Origin of the sequence: Escherichia sp. MOD1-EC5990, from assembly GCF_002965285.1 — a bacterium.
Taxonomy (GTDB): Bacteria; Pseudomonadota; Gammaproteobacteria; order Enterobacterales; family Enterobacteriaceae; genus Escherichia; species Escherichia coli_F.
Genome location: NZ_PTRV01000008.1, coordinates 159,868 through 185,538 on the forward strand (window position 1 = coordinate 159,868; position 25,671 = coordinate 185,538).

Genomic DNA, 25,671 nt, shown 5'->3' on the forward strand with positions numbered 1-25,671 from the left:
ACCCTTACATTGCGCAAATGAGGGGCGCACGAAATTGCTGCGCGCCCAGTAGTTATCTTTCAATTTTAGCAAATGGCTTTCTTCTGCATTTTCGCTTTTGTGTCCCCCACATCAGCGTAATGAATGTTTTGATCAAACAGAGGGCAAAAAAATAGCCATAAAAAAGTAAAAATGCGGGGCAACGCGCAGGACAGCTCTCGACGCCGCCCTCTGTGCTGCCTATTATTTATGGCGGTGTCGTTTGGCTTGAAGATCAGAGGAAGAAAAGATGCGAGCAGCGTTTTGGGTAGGGTGTGCCGCTTTATTATTGTCGGCGTGTAGTAGTGAACCTGTTCAGCAGGCGACTGCGGCGCACGTAGCGCCAGGTTTAAAAGCGTCGATGTCCAGTAGTGGAGAAGCAAATTGTGCAATGATCGGCGGTTCGCTTTCTGTTGCCCGTCAACTGGATGGTACGGCGATTGGGATGTGTGCATTACCCAACGGCAAACGCTGTAGCGAACAGTCACTTGCCGCCGGGAGCTGTGGCAGCTATTAATTCATTAAATCCGCCAGCTTATAAGTTAATGTCTGTTTCGCGGTCGCCAGCGTTAACTGGTTCGCGGTCAGATCCACTTGTGCACCTTCTTTCAGCATTTCGCTAATGGTGTTATCGAGTTCATTAAGCTGCGGGTTAGCGCACATCATACGGGTCATTGCCAGCCCTTTGGCTGTCAGTTCACCATTAGACAGTTTGCCTTCACCGCTAAAGCGGTTACACATGCTGCCGGAAATCATCATCTTTTCACCAAAGCTGATTTCTGGCGGGTTTTTATCGCTGGTCACGGGCTTACCGTTTACGCTTTCCAGCACAAAGCGATGATGCTGTAGCTGTTCTGGGGTTACAGCAATTTTGTCATTACTTACACATCCCGCCATCAGCAGGCTTAGCGCAACAAGCGCGGCTACTTTCTTCATTGTGGTTCTCAATTACGGTTTCTGACTGAGGAATATTTTAAGAATAGAGGATGAAATATCTTTGGGGATTATCTGAATAAGCTCCCCTGGCGTACAGGGGAGCGGCAAGATTAAACCAGTTCGTTCGGGCAGGTTTCGCCTTTTTCCAGATTGCTTAAGTTTTGCAGCGTAGTCTGAGAAATACTGGTCAGAGCTTCTGCTGTCAGGAATGCCTGGTGCCCGGTAAACAGCACGTTGTGGCAGGCAGACAGACGACGGAATACGTCATCCTGGATTACGTCGTTGGATTTATCTTCAAAGAACAGATCGCGTTCGTTTTCATACACGTCCATACCCAACGAACCAATTTTCTGATTTTTCAGCGCTTCAATTGCCGCCTGAGAATCAATCAATGCACCGCGACTGGTATTGACGATCATCACGCCATTTTTCATCTGATCGAAGGCGGCTTCGTTCAACAGATGGTAGTTTTCCGGTGTCAGCGGGCAGTGCAGAGAGATAACGTCTGATTCAGACAACAGGGTTGGCAGATCGACATACTCCACACCGAGTTCCAGCGCCGCCGCACTTGGATACGGATCGAACGCCAGCAGACGCATACCAAAACCTTTGAGAATGCGCAGCATCGCCACACCGATTTTACCAGTACCGATAACGCCTGCCGTTTTGCCATACATGGTAAAGCCGGTCAGACCTTCCAGAGAGAAGTTGGCGTCACGCGTACGCTGATATGCGCGATGGATACGGCGGTTCAGCGTCATCATCATACCGATGGCGTGTTCAGCAACAGCTTCTGGATCATAGGCTGGAACACGGACTACTTTCAGCCCCAGTTCTTTTGCTGCGTCAAGGTCGACGTTATTGAAACCGGCACAGCGCAGGGCGATATATTTAACGCCGTGCTTTTTCAGTTCTTCCAGCACCGGGCGGCTGCCGTCATCGTTTACGAAAATGCATACCGCTTCGCAGCCATTGGCGGTTTTGGCGGTTTTTTCCGTCAGCAGAAAGTCAAAAAATTCCAGCTCAAAGCCAAAGGACTCGTTCACCTGTTGCAGGTACTTCTTGTCGTACTGTTTTGTGCTATAAACGGCGAGTTTCATAAGACTTTCTCCAGTGATGTTGAATCACATTTAAGCTACTAAAAATATTTTACAAAATTTCAAATATAATTGAAAGCTATGGCGATATTGAAAAATTCATCAACAACTATGCTTAGTGTAGGCGCAACCTTCAACTGAACGGTTAAACATGCCACAATACCCGTATTGAATGCTTAATTTTTCGCTAAATCAGGATATTAACTACCCATGCTGGGTAAATATAAAGCCGTTCTCGCGCTGTTATTACTGATTATTCTTGTGCCGTTGACGCTGCTGATGACGCTCGGCTTGTGGGTTCCCACGCTGGCGGGCATCTGGCTACCGCTCGGGACACGTATTGCATTAGATGAAAGCCCACGCATTACGCGTAAAGGTTTAATCATTCCCGATCTCCGTTATCTGGTGGGCGATTGTCAGCTTGCACATATCACAAACGCCAGCCTTTCTCATCCCAGCCGCTGGTTATTGAACGTCGGCACGGTAGAACTTGACTCTGCTTGTCTGGCGAAATTGCCGCAGACGGAGCAATCGCCAGCCGCTCCAAAAACCCTCGCGCAGTGGCAGGCCATGTTGCCTAACACCTGGATCAATATCGATAAACTGATTTTTTCTCCCTGGCAGGAATGGCAGGGAAAACTCTCTCTCGCATTAAACTCCGATATCCAGCAACTGCGTTATCAGGGCGAAAAAGTTAAATTTCAAGGCCAGCTGAAAGGGCAACAACTTACAGTCAGCGAACTGGATGTCGTCGCGTTTGAAAATCAGCCGCCAGTTAAACTGGTGGGGGAATTTACTATGCCGCTAGTGCCGGATGGACTTCCTGTAAGTGGTCATGCTACTGCGACGTTAAACTTGCCGCAGGAGCCTTCACTGGTGGATGCCGAGCTGGACTGGCAGGAAAATAGCGGGCAATTGATTGTGCTGGCACGGGATAACGGCGATCCGTTGCTCGATCTGCCGTGGCAAATTACTCGCCAACAATTGACCGTAAGCGATGGTCGCTGGAGCTGGCCGTATGCAGGTTTTCCTTTGAGTGGACGACTGGGTGTCAAAGTCGACAACTGGCAGGCAGGGCTTGAGAACGCTCTGGTCAGCGGACGACTGAGTGTGCTGACCCAGGGGCAAGCGGGTAAGGGCAACGCGGTGCTAAATTTTGGCCCAGGAAAATTAAGTATGGATAACAGCCAGCTGCCTTTGCAACTGACCGGTGAAGCGAAACAGGCGGACCTCATTTTATATGCCCGTTTACCTGCGCAGCTAAGCGGAAGTCTGACTGACCCAACGCTGGCCTTTGAGCCAGGCGCGTTATTACGTTCGAAGGGAAGAGTCATCGATTCGCTGGACATCGATGAAATCCGCTGGCCTTTAGCGGGTGTAAAAGTCACCCAACGTGGTGTTGACGGGCGTTTGCAGGCCATTTTGCAGGCGCATGAAAATGAACTGGGCGATTTCGTACTGCATATGGATGGGCTGGCGAATGATTTTCTCCCTGACGCTGGCCGCTGGCAGTGGCGCTACTGGGGAAAAGGGAGTTTTACACCGATGAATGCCACCTGGGATGTCGCAGGAAAAGGTGAGTGGCATGACAGCACGATTACGCTGACCGATCTCTCAACCGGTTTCGACCAGTTACAATACGGTACGATGACGGTAGAAAAGCCGCGATTAATTCTCGACAAGCCCGTCGTCTGGGTACGTGACGCACAGCATCCCTCCTTTAGCGGCGCGCTGTCACTGGACGCCGGGCAAACGCTGTTCACGGGTGGCAGTGTGTTACCGCCATCAACCTTAAAATTTAGCGTCGATGGACGCGATCCGACGTATTTCCTCTTTAAAGGCGATTTACATGCTGGTGAGATTGGCCCGGTTCGGGTAAATGGTCGCTGGGACGGTATTCGTCTGCGCGGTAACGCCTGGTGGCCTAAACAATCACTGACCGTATTCCAGCCGCTGGTGCCACCCGACTGGAAGATGAACTTACGCGATGGCGAACTGTATGCCCAGGTCGCATTTTCTGCTGCGCCTGAACAAGGATTCCGCGCGGGAGGGCACGGTGTGTTGAAAGGCGGTAGTGCCTGGATGCCAGATAATCAGGTTAACGGTGTCGATTTTGTCCTGCCTTTCCGTTTTGCCGATGGAGCCTGGCATCTGGGGACTCGCGGCCCCGTTACGTTGCGAATTGCCGAAGTGATTAATCTTGTGACAGCGAAAAATATTACGGCTGATTTGCAAGGGCGTTATCCGTGGAGTGAAGACGAACCATTGTTGTTGACCGATGTTAGCGTCGATGTGTTAGGCGGTAACGTGCTGATGAAACAATTACGCATGCCGCAACATGACCCGGCGCTGTTGCGGCTGAATAATCTCTCATCCAGCGAACTGGTTAGCGCCGTCAATCCGAAACAATTCGCCATGTCCGGGGCATTTAGTGGGGCATTGCCTTTATGGCTGAACAATGAAAAATGGATAGTTAAAGACGGCTGGCTGGCAAATAGCGGACCAATGACCTTGCGGCTGGATAAAGACACCGCAGATGCGGTGGTGAAAGACAATATGACCGCGGGTTCTGCGATTAACTGGTTGCGCTATATGGAAATTAGCCGTTCATCGACAAAAATTAATTTAGATAATCTCGGTGTGTTAACCATGCAGGCCAATATTACAGGTACCAGTCGCGTCGACGGTAAAAGTGGTACGGTAAACCTTAATTACCATCATGAAGAGAATATTTTTACCCTGTGGCGCAGTTTACGCTTTGGCGATAATCTCCAGGCATGGTTGGAGCAGAACGCGCGTCTGCCGGAAAATGGCTGTCCGCAAGGAAAAAGGTGTGAGGAAAAACAATGAAAATTTTACTGGCTGCGTTGACGTCATCTTTTATGCTGGTTGGCTGTACGCCTCGCATTGAAGTCGCTGCACCTAAGGAACCGATCACTATCAATATGAACGTTAAAATTGAGCATGAGATCATCATCAAGGCAGACAAAGATGTCGAAGAGCTGCTTGAAACTCGTAGCGATCTTTTCTGAGGCGATGATGAAGAAAACATTACTTCTTTGTGCGTTTCTTGTTGGGCTGGTAAGCAGCAATGTAATGGCATTGACTCTGGATGAAGCCAGAACTCAGGGGCGGGTAGGTGAAACATTTTATGGTTATTTGGTTGCGTTGAAAACGGATGCTGAAACAGAGAAATTAGTAACCGAGATTAATGCCGCACGTAAAGTGAGTTATCAACAACTGGCAAAGCAAAATAATGTATCGGTAGATGATATCGCGAAGCTTGCCGGACAAAAGCTTGTAGCTCGGGCCAAACCGGGGGAATATGTGCAGGGAATTAACGGAAAATGGTTGCAAAAATAAGCACTATGCAACAGCGATATTTCAATGATTTAATTTAAAGGCTGTATAGATATTTTATGGGTGTCCTATTTTTCCAACGCCATCATGAATATCATCATCAACCTCAATATTAAGGATTTTTATAGTCAACCCAAATATGGACGGCATCGCTCTTTTAAGTGAAGTTACGAGGTTTATGGGATTGCTTGTAACACCACATTGTTTTTAGCATCTTGCAAGCCTCATCTTCTGTCAACGCCTGGTAATCCTATCAGGGGCAGTCAACAACAAACCGCAGTAGATAACCTCCAGATTTTCAGTGGGTTGATTAAATGGAACATGGTTTAAATGTTAATATTTTCACGATGAATGAATTTACGGAGTGATCAGTAATATGAATCAGCTACCCAATTTGACGCTGACATTGCTTTTTGTCTGATTATTGTTAGAGGATGTGTATTAATGCAACAAATAGCCTAAGTAATCGAATAATTTGTTTTTTATGTGTCTGCATTGAGGTTTCGAAATACTAATTAAGTTGAATGTTCTGGGATTGCTAAATAAAATTTCAAGAGCAGACATTAAATCATGACACAGCCTGTGGCTATTTCTTATCTGTTACTCATATTTTATTATTTGAAATGTCATTCATTGAAAAGGATTTCTCATGCAAAAGAAAACGTTATTATCAGCGTGTATCGCTATAGCGTTAAGTGGCCAAAGCTGGGGGGTGGAAATAACAGAAGGCGAGAGTGCAGACAGTATGCGCAGAAGCTCTCAAATGACATGTCAGTCAGAAGGGCACGCCCGACCGTCAACGAAGTTGAAAACAGTGCCAGAAAAATGTGCTGTTGTTACAAATAATGGTTTCAGCTCGTTACTGGCATTAGGTGCCACGGCGGTACTGGCAACACTCGCAGTGATTGAATTGTCTCATGACAATGATCATTCTGCTCACTCTTCTTTTTCCCAGCCCATACCGCCAGATGATAATGGCTCTCTACCGCCACCCCTTCCCAGTGATGAAGATTCAGATATACCTGTAAAGCCAGATAACGCCGATGATGTTACCCCCCCAGATAAAGGCGGTGATGTTACTCCACCCGACAATAGCGATGATGATGTTGACCCCCCGAGAACAGAACCCGTTGTCTTTGAAAACAATGTGACATGGGACAAGGACGCGCAAACCTTGAAGATTCGCGGGGCGACGTTCACTTATACCCAAAATGAAGATGGTAGCTACACGCTGACGGCAAAAGATGGCCGAAAAACCATTGTGACTGAGTGGGAAAACCATGAAGAGACTCATACCGCCATCTTTAGTGGAGTGAGTACCACTGGTGATACGGAATGGCGCTATGATGACGAAGGTAAACTCCACGTCACACAGTTAGCCAGCGTCGTGTCTGATGGAACAACGGGCAGAATAATTACCGTTAATGATGCAATTATCACTGACCAGGGCGGCAACACGGCCCTGAATGGCGGTACAGTGATGATGATTAATGGTGACAACATTGCGCTGACAAACGAGGGTAAAACAGAGGCTGTCGGTGAAGATTCGGTGGTCGGTATCCTGACCGGCGATAATATAACCATTAATAATAACGGTCAGACGGTGGTCGATGCTGGCACGGCGGTTATCGTTAATGGCGATCGTACAATCTTAAATAACACTGGCGACTCCACCGTCAATAATGGTGGAACAGGGGCCCTTATTATCGGTAATGATGTCAGGACCGATAATAAAGGACATATGACGGTTGATGGGCAAAATTCAACGGGCAGCAAAATCGTTGGTAATAATGCGACGGTTATACAGGAAGGGGATTTATACGTTAGCAATGCTGCTCGGGGTATTGATGTTGAGGGTAATGGCGCGATCGTCAGCAACAAAGGCAATATAACGGTCGTGGATGAAAATTCGCTGGGTGTTTCTCTCAGTGGTGATGCGTCGACGTTCATTAACAGGGGGGATATTTCCGTCAGTAATGGTAGTTCAGAGGCCAATGCGACAGGGATTCTGATTGAGGGTAATCATTCTACTCTTATCAATGTGGGGGATATCACTGCCAGAAATGCCAGTACCGGGATTCGCGTTGTTGGAGATGGGGGCGAAATTTCTCTGGCTGGCCGTATGGATGTTGGGGATTATTCAACCGGTCTGGATGTGTCTGGAAATAATAACACCATGACGCTGGCAACGAATGAGCTTAATGTGACTGGCAGTGTTGCTACAGGGGTAAATGTGGCCGGTGATGGCAATGAAGTTGAAATTACCGGTAATATTATGGTGGATAAAGATCAGACGACTGATAATGCAGCAGAACACTTTTTCGATTCTTCCGTAGGTATTCGTGTTTCGGGTAACAATAATGACCTGACGCTGGATGGTCAGTTAACATTGAAGGTTGATAGCGAACTTGCGCATCACACCTATAGTACTGTCAATGGTAGCCAAGAAAACATCAGTGGGTTGGTGATTTCAGGGGATGAAAATAGCGTTACCTTACGGGGTGGTATTCAACTTTTCGGTGAAGCATCGGCTATGACGGATGGTTCAGTCCCAGCCGCAAGTCGTACGGGCTATGGTGATATTCCGCTCATTAAGGTTGATGGTCATTCGTCGGTTTATCTGGGAGGAGACTCCTCAGTCAGCGGTCAATTTCCGCTGGGCTATGCAAATATTATTCAGGTAAGCAATAATGCTTTTCTTGAAATCACGGAGGATGCGACCTTCAGTATGAAGGATATTGACGTTTACGCGCATTATGGCAATAACCCATCAGAAATACTTAGCGTCAGTTCAGGGTCACAAGTTATCAATAACGGGTTTGTTGAGCTCTGGAATATGGGGTTTACCAATATATCGGGTACGGGTTCCGTTGCAACGAATAACGGTAATGTTTTACTTGAGCAATATGATTACTCATCCGCAATTGATGTATCGCCGGAATCCGGTAATAAAGCCTTCTTTAGCTCCGAAGGTGGGACGGCGGTGAATAACGGTACCATTACGGCTAAAGTGATGGAACAGTATAGCGTTTTGAATATGTTCAATGCTTTGTCATTGAGCGATCCCACGGTTTTTAATAGTGGCGTTGTTAGTATGACGGGCATGACTGCTCAGGATAATGGTTCAGCGCTAAATGGTGCGAATGGCGTTATTGATATGTATGGCCGGGGTAATGTCGGTATGCTGGCGATTAATCATTCGACTGTAACAAATGCAGGCCAGATTACCCTGGATACGATCTGGGTAGATGAAAACGATACCACCACCTTACGCAACGATATCGGCAGCAGCAATGCAAAAAATTATGGTGTCGGCATGGCGGTAGGAACGGACAGTTATGGTGGCGCAAGGCAAAATGCTACCGCGCTTAACCAGCAGTCAGGTACTATCACTATCTATAATGCAGGTGCTGGGATGGCAGCATACGGTACCGATAATACGGTGGTTAATCAGGGTACCATCAACCTCGAGAAGAATGAGAACTTTGATGGCAGCCTGGGGGCGAATAAACTCGTTGGTATGGCAGTTTATAGTGGCGGTACCGCAGTTAATGACCAGACGGGCATCATCAATATCAATGCTGAAAACGGGCAGGCATTCTATAACGATGGCAGCGGGACTATCGTTAATTACGGAACCATCTGTACTTTTGGTATATGCCAGGACAGTAACGCCTATAACCCGACTGATGGGTTCGTTTCATTAAGCTGGAGAAACGGCGATATCATTACGGCCGAGGGGGAGACGCTTAACCTGTCTTCATCCGGTGGTTCTACTGATATGATAGCGACCGCTGAAACCCTGGTAACCAACGCGGGTACCGTAACCGGAGGGCCTGTCACCGTGGCTGACTTTGGTCATCTGGTCAATGAAACCACGGGCAGTATAAACGAGGTTGATATTGCAACGGGTGGGGAATACACCAACCAGGGCACGACAAAAACCGTTTCTGTGGATGGCGGCGTGTTTACTAACGAAGGTGTAGTGACCGGGCAAGTAGGTACAACCGTTGCGGGTTCTGTTATCAACAACTCCGGCACTATCAACACTGTTGAACAATGGGCCAGTACGTTTTATAACGCCGGGACGGTAACAGCATGGAAGGGAGCCTCTGCTTCTGCCGTGATGAATAACGAAGCGGGTGGAACGGTCAATAAAGTGAATTTTTCTGCCGCAGCCACATTCAATAACGCAGGAACGGTTCATAGTGGTTCGGTTGATAAAAACGCGACCTTCAATAACCTGGACGGTGGTGTTGTCGATCTTCTTGATAACGGACTTTGGGCTGGGCATTTCAACAACTGGGGTACAGTGAATGGGGATGCTGATATCGCTACCGGCGGTAATGGGCATACATTGTATAACGGTACGACAGGTGTGATTAACGGCCAGGTTACGACGTCAAATAATAACGCCGGTAGCCGGGCAATTAACGATGGCACTATCAATATTGATAAAAATAATACCATCGCCATGAATGCGCACGGCAGCGCAAAAATGGTTAACAATGGCACCATCAATGTCGGCAGCGAAGGCACGACACAAACAGGCATGATTGGGATGCAATTAGCATCGGACGCCAAAGCGGATGGTGTGGTTGAAAACAACGGTACGATTAATATCTACGCCAATAACTCCTTCGCCTTCAGCAAGCTCGGGAGCAATGGTCATATTGTTAACAACGGCACTGTTTATATTGACGACAACGTGAATGGTTCCGGATTGATTAAACAATCTGGCACGCCGATAGAGGGCAGTGGCGAAGGGGGAGACGGTACGGAAGTACACTATGTCGACTTTACCGCGCCGGAAGAACCCACCATTACGCCATACGACGGCAGCCATTCTTCTTCCGTTAGCCGCAACGATGGCATGAACAACCTCAATGGTTACGTGGTGGGGACGAACGCCGACGGTAGCGCCGGTAAGCTGATGGTCAATAACGCCAGTATGAATGGCGTGGAGATCAACACCGCTTTTGCGGCGGGAACGGTGGACAAAACCGTCAGCTTTGATGATGTGGTGCAAGGCAGCAACCTGACCGATGCGCAAGCGATCACTTCGACATCTGTTGTCTGGCAGGCGACAGGCAGTACCGACGCCAGCGGCAACGTTGACGTGACCATGAGCAAAAAAGCCTACACCGATGTGGCGACGGATGCCTCAGTGAATGACGTGGCAAAAGCGCTGGATGCGGGTTACACCAACAATGAGCTGTATACCAGTCTGAACGTCGGCACCACTGCAGAGCTGAACAGCGCACTTAAGCAAATTAGCGGTAGCCAGGCGACCACGGTATTCCGCGAAGCGCGTGTGTTAAGCAATCGCTTTAGTATGCTGGCAGACGCCGCACCGAAGATGGGCAACGGTCTGGCATTTAACGTGGTGGCGAAAGGCGATCCGCGTGCAGAGCTGGGGAATAATACCGAGTACGACATGCTGGCGCTGCGCAAAACCCTCGACCTGAGCGAAAACCAGACCATGAGCCTGGAGTACGGTATCGCCCGTCTGGACGGCGACGGTGCGCAGAAAGCGGGTGATAACGGTGTTACAGGCGGCTACAGCCAGTTCTTTGGCCTGAAGCATCAGATGTCCTTTGACAACGGTATGAGCTGGAATAACGCGCTGCGTTACGATATCCACCAACTGGACAGCAGCCGTTCGGTGGCTTACGGCGACATCAGTAAGACGGCAGACACGAATGTGAAACAGCAGTACCTGGAGTTCCGCAGCGAAGGGGCGAAAACCTTTGAACCGCGCGAAGGGCTGAAAATCACGCCATATGCGAGTGTGAAACTGCGTCACACGCTGGAAGGCGGTTATCAGGAGCGTAATGCCGGAGACTTTAACCTGAGTATGAACAGCGGCAGCGAAACGGCGGTGGACAGCATCGTTGGGCTGAAGCTGGACTACGCAGGCAAAGACGGCTGGAGTGCGAACGCCACGCTGGAAGGTGGGCCAAACCTGAGCTACACGAAGAGCCAGCGCACGGCAAGCCTGGCAGGCGCAGGCAGCCAGCACTTTAATGTCGATGATGGGCAAAAGGGCGGCGGTATCAACAGCCTGGCAAGCGTCGGCGTGAAGTACAGCAGCAAAGAGAGCTCGCTGAATCTGGATGCTTACCACTGGAAAGAGGATGGTATCAGCGATAAAGGTGTGATGCTGAACTTCAAGAAAACGTTCTAATTTTTAGTATGTGATGCATAAACCGCAACGCTGATACAGGTTGCGGTTTTTTATTGCCGGATGCGGCGCTTGACGCGTTTTGTTTTGGTGTTTTTCAGGACAATAGAGGAACTCATCCAGTAATCTTGTTTACGCCTTCGCATTATTTAACTCTTTTCGTTTCTATACTGATTTTTCTTAATCCGTTTTATTACAGGGCAGGGTGCGATGAGCAGCAACACATTTACTCTCGGTACAAAATCCGTTAACCGTCTTGGTTATGGCGCGATGCAACTGGCAGGTCCTGGGGTTTTCGGCCCGCCCAGAGATCGCCACGTCGCTATAACCGTTCTGCGCGAGGCGCTAGCATTGGGCGTCAATCACATTGATACCAGTGACTTTTATGGTCCGCACGTCACCAATCAGATTATCCGCGAAGCGCTTTATCCTTACTCTGACGATCTGACAATTGTCACTAAAATTGGTGCGCGGCGTGGAGAGAACGCATCCTGGTTGCCCGCATTTTCTCCGGCAGAGCTGCAAAAAGCGGTGCACGATAATCTACGTAATCTCGGGCTGGACGTACTGGATGTGGTTAACCTGCGCGTTATGATGGGGGATGGTCATGGCCCAGCGGAAGGATCGATTGAAGCCAGCCTGACCGTGCTGGCAGAGATGCAACAACAAGGCCTGGTAAAACATATTGGCCTGAGCAATGTAACAACGACGCAGGTTGCAGAGGCGCGTAAGATTACCGAAATCGTCTGTGTGCAGAACGAATACAACATTGCTCATCGTGCTGATGACGCAATGATTGATGCTTTGGCTCGTGACGGCATTGCCTACGTGCCGTTCTTTCCGCTCGGGGGCTTTACGCCGCTGCAATCCTCCACGCTTTCCGATGTTGCTGCGAGCCTGGGTGCAACACCAATGCAGGTGGCGCTGGCGTGGCTGTTACAACGTTCACCGAATATTTTGCTGATCCCAGGAACGTCTTCTGTTGCTCATTTACGGGAGAATATGGCCGCAGAAAAATTGCATCTTTCTGCGGACGTGTTGTCTACGTTGGACGGTATTTCGCGAGAATAACGAATATACAAAAGGGAAAGATGCATTTCCCTTTTGTTTCTTTTTTAATGGCATGGAGTGCATATGTTTAAGCCCAGGATTTGCAGCTGGATAGGTTTACTTCCCCTGTTTATGCTGAGTCTTCCAGTACAGGCGGACCTTCGATGTGTTGCAAATGCAGTTGATATTGAACCATTTTTTTCTGCGGCTACCGCTGAAGATAAACAACAAGTTGAACAAGCTATCAACAGTAGCGTGAACCTTGTCCCCTTCGGTTTATCTGCATCGGACTGGAAAGTGCATCGTGGCGATTTAGTGGTAGACGGTAATATAGAGAGTAATCAAAAATTGATTGTTCTTGGCAATTTGACAGTCAAAGGTAATATTTCCACTTTATCTCTTTCTAATCCATGGGTTATTCTCGGTAACGTGACGGCAACGAATATAGTTACGGATTCACCACTGTTAATTACCGGTTCGATAAATGCAAGTGGACTGGTATTTATCGACTCATATTACGATAATCCGTCTACGATTAAGGGGAGTATTAATGCGCGAGGGATATTTATCAATGACATAATTGCACCTGTTGTTGCGTCTTCGACAAATAGTGAATTCATGGTCCGTGCGAGTGACAAAAATGACACTGAAAATGTCAAAAAAGCGCTGATGATAATAAATCCTGATGCATATTATTGGGGTCTAATAAATGATGAAGATGCTCTGAAAGAAATTTTTAAGCGAAGCAATATTCGCATGGCAGGGAATATCTGTAGTCTGATGAAAAAAGAAGCGCTGTTTCGCCCTAAGCCTTCTCCTGAGTTAGTGCAGGAATTGCAAATGCTGGATGAAGGCAACGTTGCTGCATTTGAAGGACGAGATATTGCGACATTTGATCTTGCCATAATGCGAACTCTCCCAAGGATTAAAGGAATTTCAGCTAACCTACGCAAACAACTTATTAATAGCAATGATGGACAAACGATTGAAAGTATGGCGAGATATATGCCTGACAATGAGATTCTGGAGTTGACCGATCAGCAATTGGGTTACCAGCCTGTTGTTCTGGGGTTGCTCGACCGTGAACCGCTCTCTGTCGAAATAATGACGCGAATGAGTCATCTACCTGATGGTGTCGGTCCGTTGAATCTTGCGCTACGTGAAAATCTCCCTCTGGATATCGTCATGACTCTGGCGAAAAGAGATTGGGATATGATCATTCAGGAGCTTTATAAAGATGCGTGGTTATTGCCCGAATCCATTATTGATGGCTATATCCGCAGTGATGATCCCTCTATTCGTCAGGTCGGTGCTGGAGGACAACTCACCTACAATCAGGCAATGCAGTTGGCGAACGATTCATCAAACGATGTTGTCACAAGCTTAGCGTCAAAGCTGGCAGAGATGAAACACCATGGTCAATTGTTGCGGATGACGCCACAAGAGAGTGACAAAGTTGCAGTATATTTATACCAAAAATTCGAGAATGACGATGATCTAATACGTGTGTTATTTTTAGCATTGCCAGATAACTTACAGTTTAATTTTGTTAAAAGGATGGAGAAAAAATCCCCTGCCTACTTTTGCTGTCGGGATATGCAGGAAATTCACTCTGACGCTGCTCTACAACGGTTATTGACACGTTTCAACGATCCTGAGGGTTGGAGTAATCTGGCGAAAAATCAGTATCTGAGCACGTCGATGAAACAAAAAATTTGGCAACGTGCTTTATCGCATCGGAAAAATAATCCCAAAGCAGACTCAGATGCATATGAAACCAGCGCTGATATGATTTTGTCTGAGCTTATCAGCTACGGTGAAGTTGATGACCAGATGCTATTAAATGCCACCTCTCTGATACGTTCGGACGACTGGGACTTTTTAGAGAGTGCATTAATTAGTTGGGATAATTTACCCGCTGTTGTTCTCAAGGAATTACAGCAAAACACGCCACGCAATGATATTTGGGCGAAGTTTTTTCTGAGGCAGGAAAACAGTTCCCGTGCGCAGGTTAACGAAGCGTTACGTGTTTATTATGCACTCGACCCCGATGCGTTAGCACAACTGGATGTACTGGCAAAACAACCGGATCGTATATGGTGGAGTACACTGGCGAAAAGCAATCTCACATTTTTCAAGTTCGGCGCACTTAACAACCGCCACACACCGCCTGCAGTACTGGCGGCAGAAATTGATCCCGAGTGGTGGATTGTGGCGATGAATAATCCCCGTTTTCCAGTTGATGTATTAAAGGCGAGGCTGAAACGTGATCCTTTGCTGGCGTTAGAGCTTGTTAACCCTGAACTGGATTTAGTTCGCCAGCTGGCGCTTAACGGTAAGACGCGCGCAATACGGGAACAAGCGATGAGAAAACTTGATGAGTTGTATTGATCCACAACGTAATTTTTCTTAACCATTTGATTAATTGGGGATAATCATTCCTGGCAGTGAGTCCCCAATACCTTGATATATTCTGAATTTTTAATGAAGCGGCGTGTTGCGATATCTCCGTCAGGGGAATTGATGCACCATAGCGCAAACCGAATTATCAAGGATTGATAATGACGCTCTACCAGATAAAACCGCTCTTTCAGTCGCTGTTAAGGCCGACGATGTTTTGGCTTTATAAGCACCACGTTACAGCGAATCACATCACTCTTGCGGCACTGGCGCTTTCTCTTCTTATCGGATTGCTGTTGATGTTGGTGGCACGACCCATCCTCTTTTTGCTATTGCCCATCGTGCTTTTTGTCCGTATGGCACTCAATGCGCTGGATGGCATGATGGCGCGTGAGTGCAATCAGCAAACACGTCTGGGGGCGATTTTGAATGAAACTGGCGATGTTATTTCCGATATTGCGCTTTATTTACCGTTTTTATTTTTACCGGAAAGTAACGCATCACTCGTAATACTCATGTTATTTTGCACCATATTGACTGAGTTTTGCGGTTTACTCGCGCAGACGATTAACGGTATTCGCAGTTATGCCGGTCCATTTGGCAAAAGCGATCGTGCGTTAATATTTGGTTTGTGGGGGCTGGCCGTTGCCATTTATCCCCAGTGGATGCAATGGAATAATCTTTTATGGAGCATTGCTTCAATTCTGCTTCTCTGGACTGCGATTAATCGTTGTCGAAGCGTGCTCCTTATGAGCGCTGAAAAGTAATGCTGGAAAAATCTCTGGCAATACTTTTCGTGTTGTTAATTTTAGCAACGCTGATAAACCGTTTTCTGGTATGGCGGTTACCGGAGAGAAAAGGAGATGAAGTTACATTACGTATTCGTACCTGGTGGAGCATCGTTATTTGTTTTTCACTAGTGATTTCAGGTCCACGCTTGATGACATTGACGTTTTTTGCGCTGATAAGTTTTATGGCATTGAAAGAATATTGTACGCTTGTATTCGTACATTTTCCGCGTTGGTTATATTGGGTTATTCCTCTTAACTATTTGCTTATCGGTTTTAATTGCTTTGAGCTGTTTCTGTTATTTATACCTTTGGCTGGGTTTCTGATATTAGCCACCTGGCGAGTTTTTGTGGGTGACCCCTCCGGTTTTCTGCATACCGTGAGCGCCATTTTTTGGGGCTGGATAATGACCGTTTTCGCCTTGAGTCATGCCGCCTGGTTATTAATGTTGCCAACCACAAATATCCAGGGCGGGGCGTTACTGGTGTTATTTCTTTTGGCATTAACCGAGTCAAACGATATTGCACAGTATTTATGGGGAAAATCCTGCGGCAGAAGAAAAGTGGTCCCTAAAGTCAGCCCGGGAAAAACATTGGAAGGTCTGATGGGCGGCGTAATCACCACCATGATTGCGTCACTGATTATTGGACCGTTGCTGACACCGCTAGATACATTACAGGCATTATTAGCGGGTTTGTTAATTGGTATTAGTGGTTTTTGCGGCGATGTAGTGATGTCAGCCATCAAACGAGATATTGGTGTTAAAGATAGCGGAAAACTATTACCAGGACATGGCGGACTCCTTGACAGGATTGACTCATTAATTTTCACCGCTCCGGTATTTTTTTATTTTATTCGCTACTGCTGTTACTGAAGGAAAATAGAGAAAATGGAAAATTCACGCATCCCTGGGGAACATTTTTTTACCACCAGTGATAATACAGCGTTGTTTTATCGGCACTGGCCCGCTTTACAGCCAGGGGTGAAAAAGGTCATCGTCTTATTTCATCGCGGTCATGAACATTCTGGTCGTCTACAACATATCGTTGATGAACTGGCGATGCCAGATACTGCTTTTTATGCCTGGGATGCCCGAGGGCATGGACAAACTTCGGGGCCGCGTGGTTATAGCCCATCTCTTGCGCGTTCAGTGCAGGATGTCGATGAATTTGTCCGTTTTGCTGCCAGCGACAGCCAGGTCGGGCTGGAAGAGGTGGTTGTGATCGCGCAAAGCGTCGGCGCAGTGCTGGTTGCCACATGGGTTCATGATTATGCGCCTGCTATTCGCGGGCTGGTGCTGGCTTCTCCGGCCTTTAAGGTTAAATTGTATGTGCCGCTGGCACGTCCTGCGCTGGCGTTATGGCATCGTCTGCGTGGTCTGTTTTTTATTAATTCCTATGTGAAAGGACGCTATTTGACCCACGATTGGGAACGGGTAGCGAGTTTCAATAATGATCCGCTGATCACACGGGCGATTGCCGTCAATATCTTGCTCGATCTCTATAAAACGTCTGAACGTATTGTTAGCGATGCGGCGGCGATTACGCTCCCCACGCAACTTCTGATATCGGGCGATGACTATGTGGTGCGTCGCCAACCGCAGATTGATTTTTATCAGAGATTACGTAGCCCTCTGAAAGAGCTGCATCTGCTGCCGGGCTTTTATCACGACACGTTGGGTGAAGAGAACAGGGCGCAGGCATTTGAAAAAATGCAAAGCTTTATTAGTCGCTTATATGCTAACAAGTCGCAAAAATTTGATTATCAGCATGAAGACCGCACAGGACCATCTGCGGATCGATGGCGGCTCCTTTCTGGTGGACCCGTGCCATTATCGCCGATTGATTTGGCGTATCGCTTTATGCGAAAGGCGATGAAACTGTTCGGGGCGCAATCTGCGGGCCTGCATCTCGGAATGAGCACCGGCTTTGATTCAGGCAGTTCGCTGGATTATGTTTATCAAAATCAACCGCAAGGCAGTAACGCATTCGGGCGTTTTATCGACAAAATCTACCTGAACGGTGTTGGCTGGCGCGGTATTCGCCAGCGCAAAGCCCATTTACAAATGCTGATTAAACAAGCCGTTGCCGATCTCCACGCCAAAGGTTTAGCCGTCCGCGTGGTTGACATTGCCGCAGGGCATGGGCGCTATGTACTGGATGCGCTGGCAAACGAGCCTGCCGTAAGCGATATTTTGTTACGTGATTACAGTGAGTTAAATGTTGCACAGGGGCAAGAGATGATTGCCCAAAAGGGAATGTCTGGGCGGGCGCGTTTTGAACAGGGCGATGCGTTTAATACGGCAGAACTCAGCGCGTTAACTCCGCGGCCTACGTTGGCGATTGTCTCTGGCCTGTATGAGCTTTTTCCCGAAAACGAGCAGGTAAAAAACTCCCTCGCTGGTCTTGCCAATGCCATCGAACCGGGTGGCATTCTCATCTACACCGGGCAGCCGTGGCACCCACAACTGGAGCTGATTGCCGGGGTGTTAACCAGTCATAAAGATGGTAAACCGTGGGTAATGCGCGTGCGTTCGCAAGGGGAGATGGATTCGCTCGTGCGTAATGCCGGATTTGATAAATGCACACAACGGATTGATGAGTGGGGCATTTTTACGGTTTCGATGGCGGTGCGTCGTGAACACTGAACGCCGGAGCGTATTGCTACAAGGAGCTGGCTGGTTATTGTTGCTGGCCCCGTTTTTCTTCTTCACATATGGATTTCTTAATCAGTTCACCGCGATTCAGGATCTTAACAACCATGATATCCCCAGTCAGGTATTCGGTTGGGAAACGGCGATCCCTTTTCTTCCCTGGACTATTGTTCCTTACTGGAGTCTGGATCTTTTATATGGATTTTCGCTGTTCGTTTGTCGCTCGACATTCGAACAGCGCCGACTGGTCCACCGGCTTATTCTGGCAACGGTAATGGCCTGTTGCGGTTTTTTGCTCTATCCGCTGAAGTTTAGTTTTATCCGCCCTGAAGTGAGTGGGGTGACGGGATGGCTATTTTCGCAACTTGAACTGTTTGATCTGCCTTATAACCAGTCCCCTTCGCTGCATATTATTCTCTGCTGGCTACTTTGGTGTCACTATCGTCAGCATCTGGCTGTGAGGTGGCGTAAAGTCTGTGGCGGATGGTTTTTACTCATCGCGATTTCTACGCTGACGACCTGGCAGCATCATTTTATTGATGTCATCACAGGGCTGGCGGTAGGTATGTTGATTGACTGGATGGTGCCCGTCGACCGTCGCTGGAACTACCAGATACCTGATCAACGTCGAATCAAAATAGCACTGCCATATGTCGTAGGCGCGTGTTCGTGCATAGTATTGATGACGCTAATGATGATGAATCAGTTACGGTGGTCAGTCTGGTTATGTTGGCCAGTATTATCGCTACTCATTATTAGCCGTGGGTACGGTGGGCTTGGCGCGATAACAACAGGGAAAGATAGTCAGGGGAAACTCCCGCCTGCCGTTTACTGGCTGACGTTGCCCTGGCGCATCGGTATGTGGATATCGATGCACTGGTTTTGTCGTCGGCTGGAGCCGGTGAGCGAAATTACTGCGGGTGTTTATTTAGGGACGTTTCCACGACATATTCCGGCACAGAATGCAGTTCTGGACGTCACCTTTGAATTCCCTCGCGGACGCGCGACAAAAGATCGACTCTATTTTTGTGTACCGATGTTGGATCTGGTGGTTCCGGAAGAGGGGGAGCTCCGACAGGCCGTGGCGATGCTGGAAACATTACGCAAAGAGCAAGGCAGCATTCTGGTCCATTGCGCGTTGGGATTATCGCGCAGTGCGCTGGTGGTGGCCGCATGGCTGTTATGCTACGGACACTGTAAAACCGTTGATGAAGCGATTAACTATATTCGCGTCAGACGCCCGCAGATTGTGCTGACAGACGAGCACAAAACGATGCTGAGATTGTGGGAAAACAGGTAAGTGGATTGAGATGTGGACTGAATATCTACAGTCCACATCAAAATAGTGTCCGGTTATGCAGCAACAATACTGTCGATGGCTGCTTTCGCGTCAGACTGCGCTTTCGCTGCCATTTCCGGGCCGTACGCGATCCCTTCGGCGAAGACAAATTTCACATCGGTAATGCCGATAAAACCCAGGAATGTGGACAGATACGGCGTTACCAGATCCGTTGGGCCATCTTTATGGATCCCACCGCGGCTGGTAATCACGATGGCTTTTTTACCCGTTACCAGACCTTCCGGACCGTTCTCGGTATAGCGGAAAGTAACGCCTGCACGTGCCACCAGGTCAAAATAGTTTTTCAACTGAGTCGAAATGTTGAAGTTATACATCGGTGCCGCAATAACGATAACGTCGTGGGCTTTCAGCTCGGCAATCAGCTCATCGGAAAGCGCCAGAGCTTCCTGCTGACGCGGAGTCAGCGGCGCATCGCTCGGACGCAGTGCACCAACCAGTTCGCCATCCAGTACCGGAATCGGATTTGCAGCCAGGTCACGCACGGTGATTTCATCAGCGGAGTGCTTTTCGCGCCATTGTTCAACAAAATAATCGGACAACTGATTAGACTGAGAGTACCCTGCCAGGATGCTGGATTTAAGAACTAATACCTTGCTCATGGTGTTTCCTTATAGATGTTTGAATGGGCGATGCCCCGTTGCTTGTTGACACTTTATTCACAATCCTGCCACAGAGATAGCGCAATAAATCGAAGCCTATGTTCGAATTTATTGAACAACGCATAGAAAGCCGCGATGTGGTACTCTATATCTATCATTTAAAAGAAAATTAATCAGGCAGCCTGCTGCCCACTAACGTTATGACAGAACAACAAAAATTGACCTTTACGGCCTTGCAGCAACGGTTGGATTCGCTGATGCTGCGTGACAGACTGCGTTTTTCCCGCCGTCTGCATGGTGTGAAGAAGGTTAAAAATCCTGATGCACAACAGGCCATTTTCCAGGAGATGGCGAAAGAGATTGACCAGGCGGCAGGGAAAGTCCTGCTGCGTGAAGCAGCACGACCGGAAATCACTTATCCAGACAATTTGCCGGTTAGTCAGAAAAAGCAGGACATTCTCGAAGCAATCCGTGATCACCAGGTGGTGATCGTCGCCGGGGAAACGGGTTCCGGTAAAACGACTCAGCTACCGAAAATCTGTATGGAGCTGGGGCGCGGGATTAAAGGGCTGATCGGCCATACCCAGCCGCGTCGTCTGGCGGCACGAACGGTGGCGAACCGGATCGCGGAAGAGCTGAAAACGGAGCCGGGCGGTTGCATCGGGTATAAAGTCCGATTCAGCGATCACGTCAGTGATAACACGATGGTCAAACTGATGACCGACGGTATCCTGCTGGCAGAGATCCAGCAAGACCGCCTGCTGATGCAGTACGACACTATCATTATTGACGAAGCGCACGAACGTAGCCTGAATATCGATTTTCTCCTCGGTTATTTGAAAGAGTTGCTGCCGCGGCGTCCTGACCTAAAAATCATTATCACTTCCGCGACTATCGACCCGGAACGCTTTTCGCGCCACTTTAATAATGCGCCGATTATCGAAGTCTCCGGTCGTACCTATCCGGTGGAGGTGCGCTATCGCCCGATTGTTGAAGAAGCTGATGACACCGAGCGCGACCAGTTGCAGGCGATTTTTGACGCCGTAGACGAACTGAGCCAGGAAAGCCCCGGCGACATTCTGATTTTTATGAGCGGCGAGCGAGAAATTCGCGATACCGCCGATGCGCTGAACAAGCTGAACTTACGCCATACGGAAATTCTTCCGCTTTATGCACGGCTTTCGAACAGCGAGCAGAACCGCGTCTTCCAGTCGCACAGCGGACGGCGCATTGTGCTGGCGACTAACGTCGCGGAAACGTCGCTGACCGTGCCGGGGATTAAATACGTTATCGACCCAGGTACGGCGCGTATCAGCCGCTACAGCTATCGCACCAAAGTGCAGCGTTTGCCGATTGAGCCCATTTCGCAGGCTTCAGCTAATCAGCGTAAAGGCCGCTGTGGTCGTGTGTCAGAAGGGATCTGCATTCGTCTTTATTCCGAAGACGATTTCCTCTCGCGCCCGGAGTTTACCGATCCGGAGATTCTGCGTACCAACCTGGCCTCGGTTATTTTGCAGATGACCGCGCTGGGGCTGGGCGATATCGCTGCGTTCCCGTTTGTAGAAGCGCCGGATAAACGCAATATCCAGGATGGCGTGCGTCTGCTCGAAGAGCTGGGCGCGATCACCACTGATGAACAGGCCAGCGCCTATAAACTGACGCCGCTCGGTCGCCAGCTCTCGCAACTGCCAGTCGATCCTCGTCTGGCGCGAATGGTGCTGGAAGCGCAGAAACATGGCTGCGTGCGTGAGGCGATGATTATCACTTCCGCGCTCTCTATTCAGGACCCGCGTGAGCGGCCAATGGACAAGCAGCAGGCATCGGACGAAAAACATCGTCGCTTCCACGATAAAGAATCCGACTTCCTGGCGTTTGTAAATCTGTGGAATTATCTCGGCGAGCAGCAAAAGGCGCTCTCTTCAAACGCCTTCCGTCGCCTTTGCCGTACCGATTACCTTAACTATCTGCGCGTGCGCGAATGGCAGGACATCTACACCCAGTTGCGCCAGGTGGTGAAAGAACTTGGCATTCCGGTTAACAGCGAACCGGCGGAGTATCGCGAAATTCACATCGCCTTACTGACCGGTTTGCTTTCGCATATCGGGATGAAAGATGCCGATAAACAGGAATATACCGGCGCACGTAACGCGCGTTTCTCCATCTTCCCCGGTTCTGGTTTATTCAAGAAGCCGCCGAAATGGGCAATGGTGGCGGAACTGGTAGAAACCAGCCGCCTGTGGGGGCGCATTGCGGCACGCATCGATCCAGAATGGGTAGAGCCAGTTGCCCAGCATTTGATTAAACGCTCCTACAGCGAACCGCACTGGGAACGGGCGCAGGGCGCGGTGATGGCAACTGAAAAAGTCACCGTTTACGGGTTGCCGATTGTTGCTGCGCGTAAGGTCAACTACAGCCAGATTGATCCGGCGCTGTGTCGTGAACTTTTTATTCGCCACGCGCTGGTGGAAGGTGACTGGCAGACGCGTCACGCATTCTTCCGTGAAAACCTGAAACTACGGGCAGAAGTGGAAGAACTGGAACACAAATCACGTCGCCGCGATATTCTGGTGGATGACGAAACGTTGTTTGAGTTTTACGACCAGCGCATCAGCCATGATGTGATCTCTGCACGTCACTTTGATAGTTGGTGGAAAAAAGTCAGCCGCGAAACACCTGATTTGCTCAACTTTGAAAAGAGCATGTTGATCAAAGAAGGGGCGGAAAAAATCAGCAAGCTGGATTACCCGAACTTCTGGCATCAGGGCAATCTCAAGCTGCGTTTAAGCTATCAGTTTGAGCCGGGGGCGGATGCTGACGGTGTGACCGTGCATATTCCGCTGCCATTACTTAACCAGGTTGAGGAAAGCGGGTTTGAGTGGCAGATCCCCGGCCTGCGCCGTGAACTGGTGATTGCTCTAATCAAATCGTTGCCGAAACCGGTACGGCGTAATTTTGTGCCCGCGCCAAACTACGCCGAAGCGTTTTTAGGTCGCGTCACGCCGCTGGAACTGCCGTTGCTCGACAGCCTTGAGCGCGAGCTACGGCGGATGACCGGCGTTACCGTTGACCGCGAAGACTGGCACTGGGATCAGGTGCCCGATCACCTGAAAATCACCTTCCGTGTGGTGGATGACAAAAATAAGAAGCTAAAAGAAGGGCGCTCATTACAGGATCTGAAAGACGCCCTGAAAGGCAAAGTGCAGGAAACGCTTTCCGCCGTTGCCGATGATGGTATTGAGCAAAGCGGGTTACATATCTGGAGCTTCGGTAATTTACCGGATCACTACGAGCAGAAACGTGGCAACTACAAAGTGAAGGCCTGGCCTGCGCTGGTGGATGAGCGTGACAGCGTAGCGATTAAGCTTTTTGATAACCCGCAGGAACAACAGCAGGCTATGTGGCGTGGTTTGCGTCGCTTGCTGCTGCTGAATATTCCGTCGCCAATTAAATATCTGCATGAGAAACTGCCGAACAAAGCGAAGCTTGGTCTCTACTTTAACCCGTACGGTAAAGTGCTGGATCTCATTGACGACTGCATCTCCTGCGGTGTTGATAAGTTGATTGATGAGGCGGGCGGCCCGGTCTGGACGGAAGAGGGCTTTGCTGCGCTTCATGAAAAAGTCCGCGCTGAACTGAACGACACGGTGGTGGATATTGCGAAGCAGGTAGAGCAAATCCTTACGGCGGTGTTCAATATCAACAAACGCCTGAAAGGGCGGGTGGATATGACCATGGCGCTGGGGCTTTCTGACATTAAAGCGCAGATGAGTGGGCTGGTGTATCGCGGTTTTGTCACTGGTAATGGCTTCAAACGCCTGGGCGACACGCTGCGTTATTTGCAGGCGATTGAAAAGCGTCTGGAAAAACTGGCGGTTGACCCGCACCGTGACCGTGCTCAGATGCTGAAAGTTGAAAACGTCCAGCAGGCGTGGCAGCAATGGATCAACAAACTGCCGCCTGCACGTCGTGAGGATGAAGACGTGAAAGAGATACGCTGGATGATAGAGGAGTTGCGCGTCAGCTATTTTGCCCAACAACTCGGTACACCTTATCCGATTTCAGATAAGCGTATTCTACAGGCGATGGAGCAGATTAGCGGTTAACGCTGCTATTTGCCTGATAAATCTAAAACCCGGTAAGCATTTAGCGCCGGGTTTTTTATTAATTCTAAAACGGTAAGGGCAAAAATTCAGGAATTCAGAAAAATACAATTCTCTGCTGCAAGATGAATAATGTTTATCTACAGCATTTCCTTAAAAGATATGTCAGGCTTGCGGAGTGGCGGTTAAGGAAATACGACTTCCTCCTTTCAGAGTGCTCCGCTTCTCATTATTATCTCACGCAGTATTCTTAAGGGAACGATAAGGAGGAACCATGAACATTACCCCGTTTCCGACGCTTTCGCCGGCAACCATAGATGCCATAAATGTTATCGGTCAGTGGCTGGCGCAGGATGATTTCTCCGGTGAGGTGCCGTATCAGGCCGATTGCGTGATCCTTGCAGGCAATGCGGTTATACCGACTATCGATGCGGCATGTAAGATTGCCCGCGATCAGCAAATTCCTCTACTGATTAGTGGTGGTATCGGTCACTCGACAACTTTTTTGTATAGCGCCATCGCACAGCATCCGCACTACAACACTATCCGCACCACTGGCAGAGCAGAAGCTACCATCCTGGCGGATATCGCTCATCAGTTCTGGCACATTCCGCATGAAAAAATCTGGATTGAAGACCAGTCAACAAACTGCGGTGAAAACGCACGCTTTAGCATCGCGCTATTGAATCAGGCCGTAGAAAGAGTTCATACGGCTATCGTTGTTCAGGACCCCACCATGCAGCGGCGCACGATGGCGACGTTCCGCCGTATGACCGGGGACAATCCAGATGCACCTCGCTGGTTAAGTTATCCCGGATTCGTTCCTCAGCTAGGAAACAACGAAGACAGTGTAATCTTTATTAACCAGTTAGAAGGATTATGGCCGGTTGAGCGTTATCTCTCACTACTCACTGGCGAGCTGCCACGTTTACGCGATGATAGTGATGGCTATGGTCCCCGTGGGCGAGATTTTATCGTTCACGTTGATTTTCCTGCAGAAGTCACCCAGGCATGGCAAACGCTGAAACACGATGCTGTGCTTATCGAGGCGATGGAAAGTCGTTCGCTACGTTGAAAATTGCCCGTTTGAGAATAACTGTTTGCAAACGGGCATGACTCCTTACT

The 25,671-nt window shown here is 48.9% G+C and carries 16 protein-coding genes; 13 read left to right on the forward strand and 3 right to left on the reverse strand.

What is annotated here, in order from left to right:
- The first annotated feature begins 268 nt into the window (after nucleotides 1-268).
- Nucleotides 269-535 carry a putative hemolysin gene (locus BEB42_RS12000; RefSeq protein ID WP_001295715.1) on the forward strand — a complete coding sequence of 89 codons (267 nt, stop codon included), beginning with the start codon at nucleotides 269-271 and terminating at the stop codon, nucleotides 533-535.
- On the opposite strand, the gene hslJ is transcribed toward BEB42_RS12000, so the two are convergent.
- Complete coding sequence (hslJ, locus tag BEB42_RS12005) at nucleotides 532-954, reverse strand: heat shock protein HslJ (protein WP_001309480.1); 423 nt, start codon at nucleotides 952-954, stop codon at nucleotides 532-534. The two genes, BEB42_RS12000 and hslJ, sit on opposite strands and share 4 nt — an antisense overlap.
- A 110-nt stretch (nucleotides 955-1,064) precedes the next feature.
- Nucleotides 1,065-2,054: a D-lactate dehydrogenase gene (gene ldhA / locus BEB42_RS12010; RefSeq protein WP_000762237.1), complete on the reverse strand. Its 990-nt coding sequence runs from the start codon at nucleotides 2,052-2,054 to the stop codon at nucleotides 1,065-1,067.
- Nucleotides 2,055-2,261: 207 nt separating this feature from the next.
- On the opposite strand from ldhA, the gene BEB42_RS12015 reads away from it, so the two are divergent.
- The 10 genes from BEB42_RS12015 (at nucleotide 2,262) to BEB42_RS12060 (ending at nucleotide 19,787) form a co-directional block, all read left to right on the forward strand.
- Nucleotides 2,262-4,901 (forward strand): YdbH family protein, encoded by a 2,640-nt coding sequence (locus BEB42_RS12015; protein WP_074500980.1) that lies wholly within the window; start codon nucleotides 2,262-2,264, stop codon nucleotides 4,899-4,901.
- On the forward strand, nucleotides 4,898-5,083 hold the full coding sequence (locus BEB42_RS12020) for a YnbE family lipoprotein (RefSeq protein WP_000698145.1): 186 nt from the start codon (nucleotides 4,898-4,900) through the stop codon (nucleotides 5,081-5,083). Before BEB42_RS12015 ends, BEB42_RS12020 begins: the two co-directional genes overlap by 4 nt.
- 4 nt (nucleotides 5,084-5,087) lie before the next feature.
- The gene (locus tag BEB42_RS12025; RefSeq protein WP_074497514.1) at nucleotides 5,088-5,414 is read left to right on the forward strand and encodes a YdbL family protein; all 327 of its coding nucleotides are present in this window, start codon (nucleotides 5,088-5,090) and stop codon (nucleotides 5,412-5,414) included.
- Nucleotides 5,415-6,060: 646 nt separating this feature from the next.
- Nucleotides 6,061-11,598 (forward strand): BigA/YdbA N-terminal beta-barrel domain-containing protein, encoded by a 5,538-nt coding sequence (locus BEB42_RS12030; RefSeq protein WP_105267392.1) that lies wholly within the window; start codon nucleotides 6,061-6,063, stop codon nucleotides 11,596-11,598.
- 207 nt (nucleotides 11,599-11,805) lie between these two features.
- Nucleotides 11,806-12,666 carry a pyridoxine 4-dehydrogenase gene (gene pdxI / locus BEB42_RS12035; RefSeq protein ID WP_000097837.1) on the forward strand — a complete coding sequence of 287 codons (861 nt, stop codon included), beginning with the start codon at nucleotides 11,806-11,808 and terminating at the stop codon, nucleotides 12,664-12,666.
- A gap of 63 nt (nucleotides 12,667-12,729) precedes the next feature.
- Entirely contained in the window at nucleotides 12,730-15,036 is a 2,307-nt protein-coding gene (locus BEB42_RS12040; protein WP_000476128.1) for a DUF2773 domain-containing bactofilin, read from the forward strand.
- Between the two features lie 170 nt (nucleotides 15,037-15,206).
- Complete coding sequence (locus BEB42_RS12045) at nucleotides 15,207-15,812, forward strand: CDP-alcohol phosphatidyltransferase family protein (protein ID WP_000177512.1); 606 nt, start codon at nucleotides 15,207-15,209, stop codon at nucleotides 15,810-15,812.
- Entirely contained in the window at nucleotides 15,812-16,708 is an 897-nt protein-coding gene (locus BEB42_RS12050) for a phosphatidate cytidylyltransferase (protein WP_000890905.1), read from the forward strand. Before BEB42_RS12045 ends, BEB42_RS12050 begins: the two co-directional genes overlap by 1 nt.
- 15 nt (nucleotides 16,709-16,723) lie before the next feature.
- Entirely contained in the window at nucleotides 16,724-18,481 is a 1,758-nt protein-coding gene (locus tag BEB42_RS12055; RefSeq protein WP_000431866.1) for a bifunctional alpha/beta hydrolase/class I SAM-dependent methyltransferase, read from the forward strand.
- Nucleotides 18,471-19,787: a phosphatase PAP2/dual specificity phosphatase family protein gene (locus tag BEB42_RS12060; protein ID WP_010362470.1), complete on the forward strand. Its 1,317-nt coding sequence runs from the start codon at nucleotides 18,471-18,473 to the stop codon at nucleotides 19,785-19,787. The genes BEB42_RS12055 and BEB42_RS12060 overlap by 11 nt, the downstream gene beginning before the upstream one ends.
- 53 nt (nucleotides 19,788-19,840) lie before the next feature.
- Here the strand turns inward: BEB42_RS12060 and azoR are convergent, their stop codons facing one another.
- A complete protein-coding gene (azoR, locus tag BEB42_RS12065) occupies nucleotides 19,841-20,446 on the reverse strand; it encodes an FMN-dependent NADH-azoreductase (RefSeq protein ID WP_000048948.1) in 606 nt (201 codons plus the stop codon).
- Between the two features lie 200 nt (nucleotides 20,447-20,646).
- Here azoR and hrpA point away from each other — a divergent pair, with 200 nt between their 5' ends.
- Entirely contained in the window at nucleotides 20,647-24,549 is a 3,903-nt protein-coding gene (gene hrpA, locus BEB42_RS12070; RefSeq protein WP_000139557.1) for an ATP-dependent RNA helicase HrpA, read from the forward strand.
- 271 nt (nucleotides 24,550-24,820) lie between these two features.
- Nucleotides 24,821-25,621 (forward strand): DUF218 domain-containing protein YdcF, encoded by an 801-nt coding sequence (ydcF, locus tag BEB42_RS12075; protein WP_001027925.1) that lies wholly within the window; start codon nucleotides 24,821-24,823, stop codon nucleotides 25,619-25,621.
- The last annotated feature ends 50 nt before the right edge of the window (nucleotides 25,622-25,671 follow it).

What these genes read in the sequence shown, in the direction of transcription:
- BEB42_RS12000 (WP_001295715.1), top strand. Translation starts at nt 269, where the DNA reads ATGCGAGCAGCGTTTTGGGTAGGGTGTGCCGCTTTATTATTGTCGGCG.
- hslJ (WP_001309480.1), bottom strand. Translation starts at nt 954, where the DNA reads ATGAAGAAAGTAGCCGCGCTTGTTGCGCTAAGCCTGCTGATGGCGGGA.
- ldhA (WP_000762237.1), bottom strand. Translation starts at nt 2,054, where the DNA reads ATGAAACTCGCCGTTTATAGCACAAAACAGTACGACAAGAAGTACCTG.
- BEB42_RS12015 (WP_074500980.1), top strand. Translation starts at nt 2,262, where the DNA reads ATGCTGGGTAAATATAAAGCCGTTCTCGCGCTGTTATTACTGATTATT.
- BEB42_RS12020 (WP_000698145.1), top strand. Translation starts at nt 4,898, where the DNA reads ATGAAAATTTTACTGGCTGCGTTGACGTCATCTTTTATGCTGGTTGGC.
- BEB42_RS12025 (WP_074497514.1), top strand. Translation starts at nt 5,088, where the DNA reads ATGATGAAGAAAACATTACTTCTTTGTGCGTTTCTTGTTGGGCTGGTA.
- BEB42_RS12030 (WP_105267392.1), top strand. Translation starts at nt 6,061, where the DNA reads ATGCAAAAGAAAACGTTATTATCAGCGTGTATCGCTATAGCGTTAAGT.
- pdxI (WP_000097837.1), top strand. Translation starts at nt 11,806, where the DNA reads ATGAGCAGCAACACATTTACTCTCGGTACAAAATCCGTTAACCGTCTT.
- BEB42_RS12040 (WP_000476128.1), top strand. Translation starts at nt 12,730, where the DNA reads ATGTTTAAGCCCAGGATTTGCAGCTGGATAGGTTTACTTCCCCTGTTT.
- BEB42_RS12045 (WP_000177512.1), top strand. Translation starts at nt 15,207, where the DNA reads ATGACGCTCTACCAGATAAAACCGCTCTTTCAGTCGCTGTTAAGGCCG.
- BEB42_RS12050 (WP_000890905.1), top strand. Translation starts at nt 15,812, where the DNA reads ATGCTGGAAAAATCTCTGGCAATACTTTTCGTGTTGTTAATTTTAGCA.
- BEB42_RS12055 (WP_000431866.1), top strand. Translation starts at nt 16,724, where the DNA reads ATGGAAAATTCACGCATCCCTGGGGAACATTTTTTTACCACCAGTGAT.
- azoR (WP_000048948.1), bottom strand. Translation starts at nt 20,446, where the DNA reads ATGAGCAAGGTATTAGTTCTTAAATCCAGCATCCTGGCAGGGTACTCT.
- hrpA (WP_000139557.1), top strand. Translation starts at nt 20,647, where the DNA reads ATGACAGAACAACAAAAATTGACCTTTACGGCCTTGCAGCAACGGTTG.
- ydcF (WP_001027925.1), top strand. Translation starts at nt 24,821, where the DNA reads ATGAACATTACCCCGTTTCCGACGCTTTCGCCGGCAACCATAGATGCC.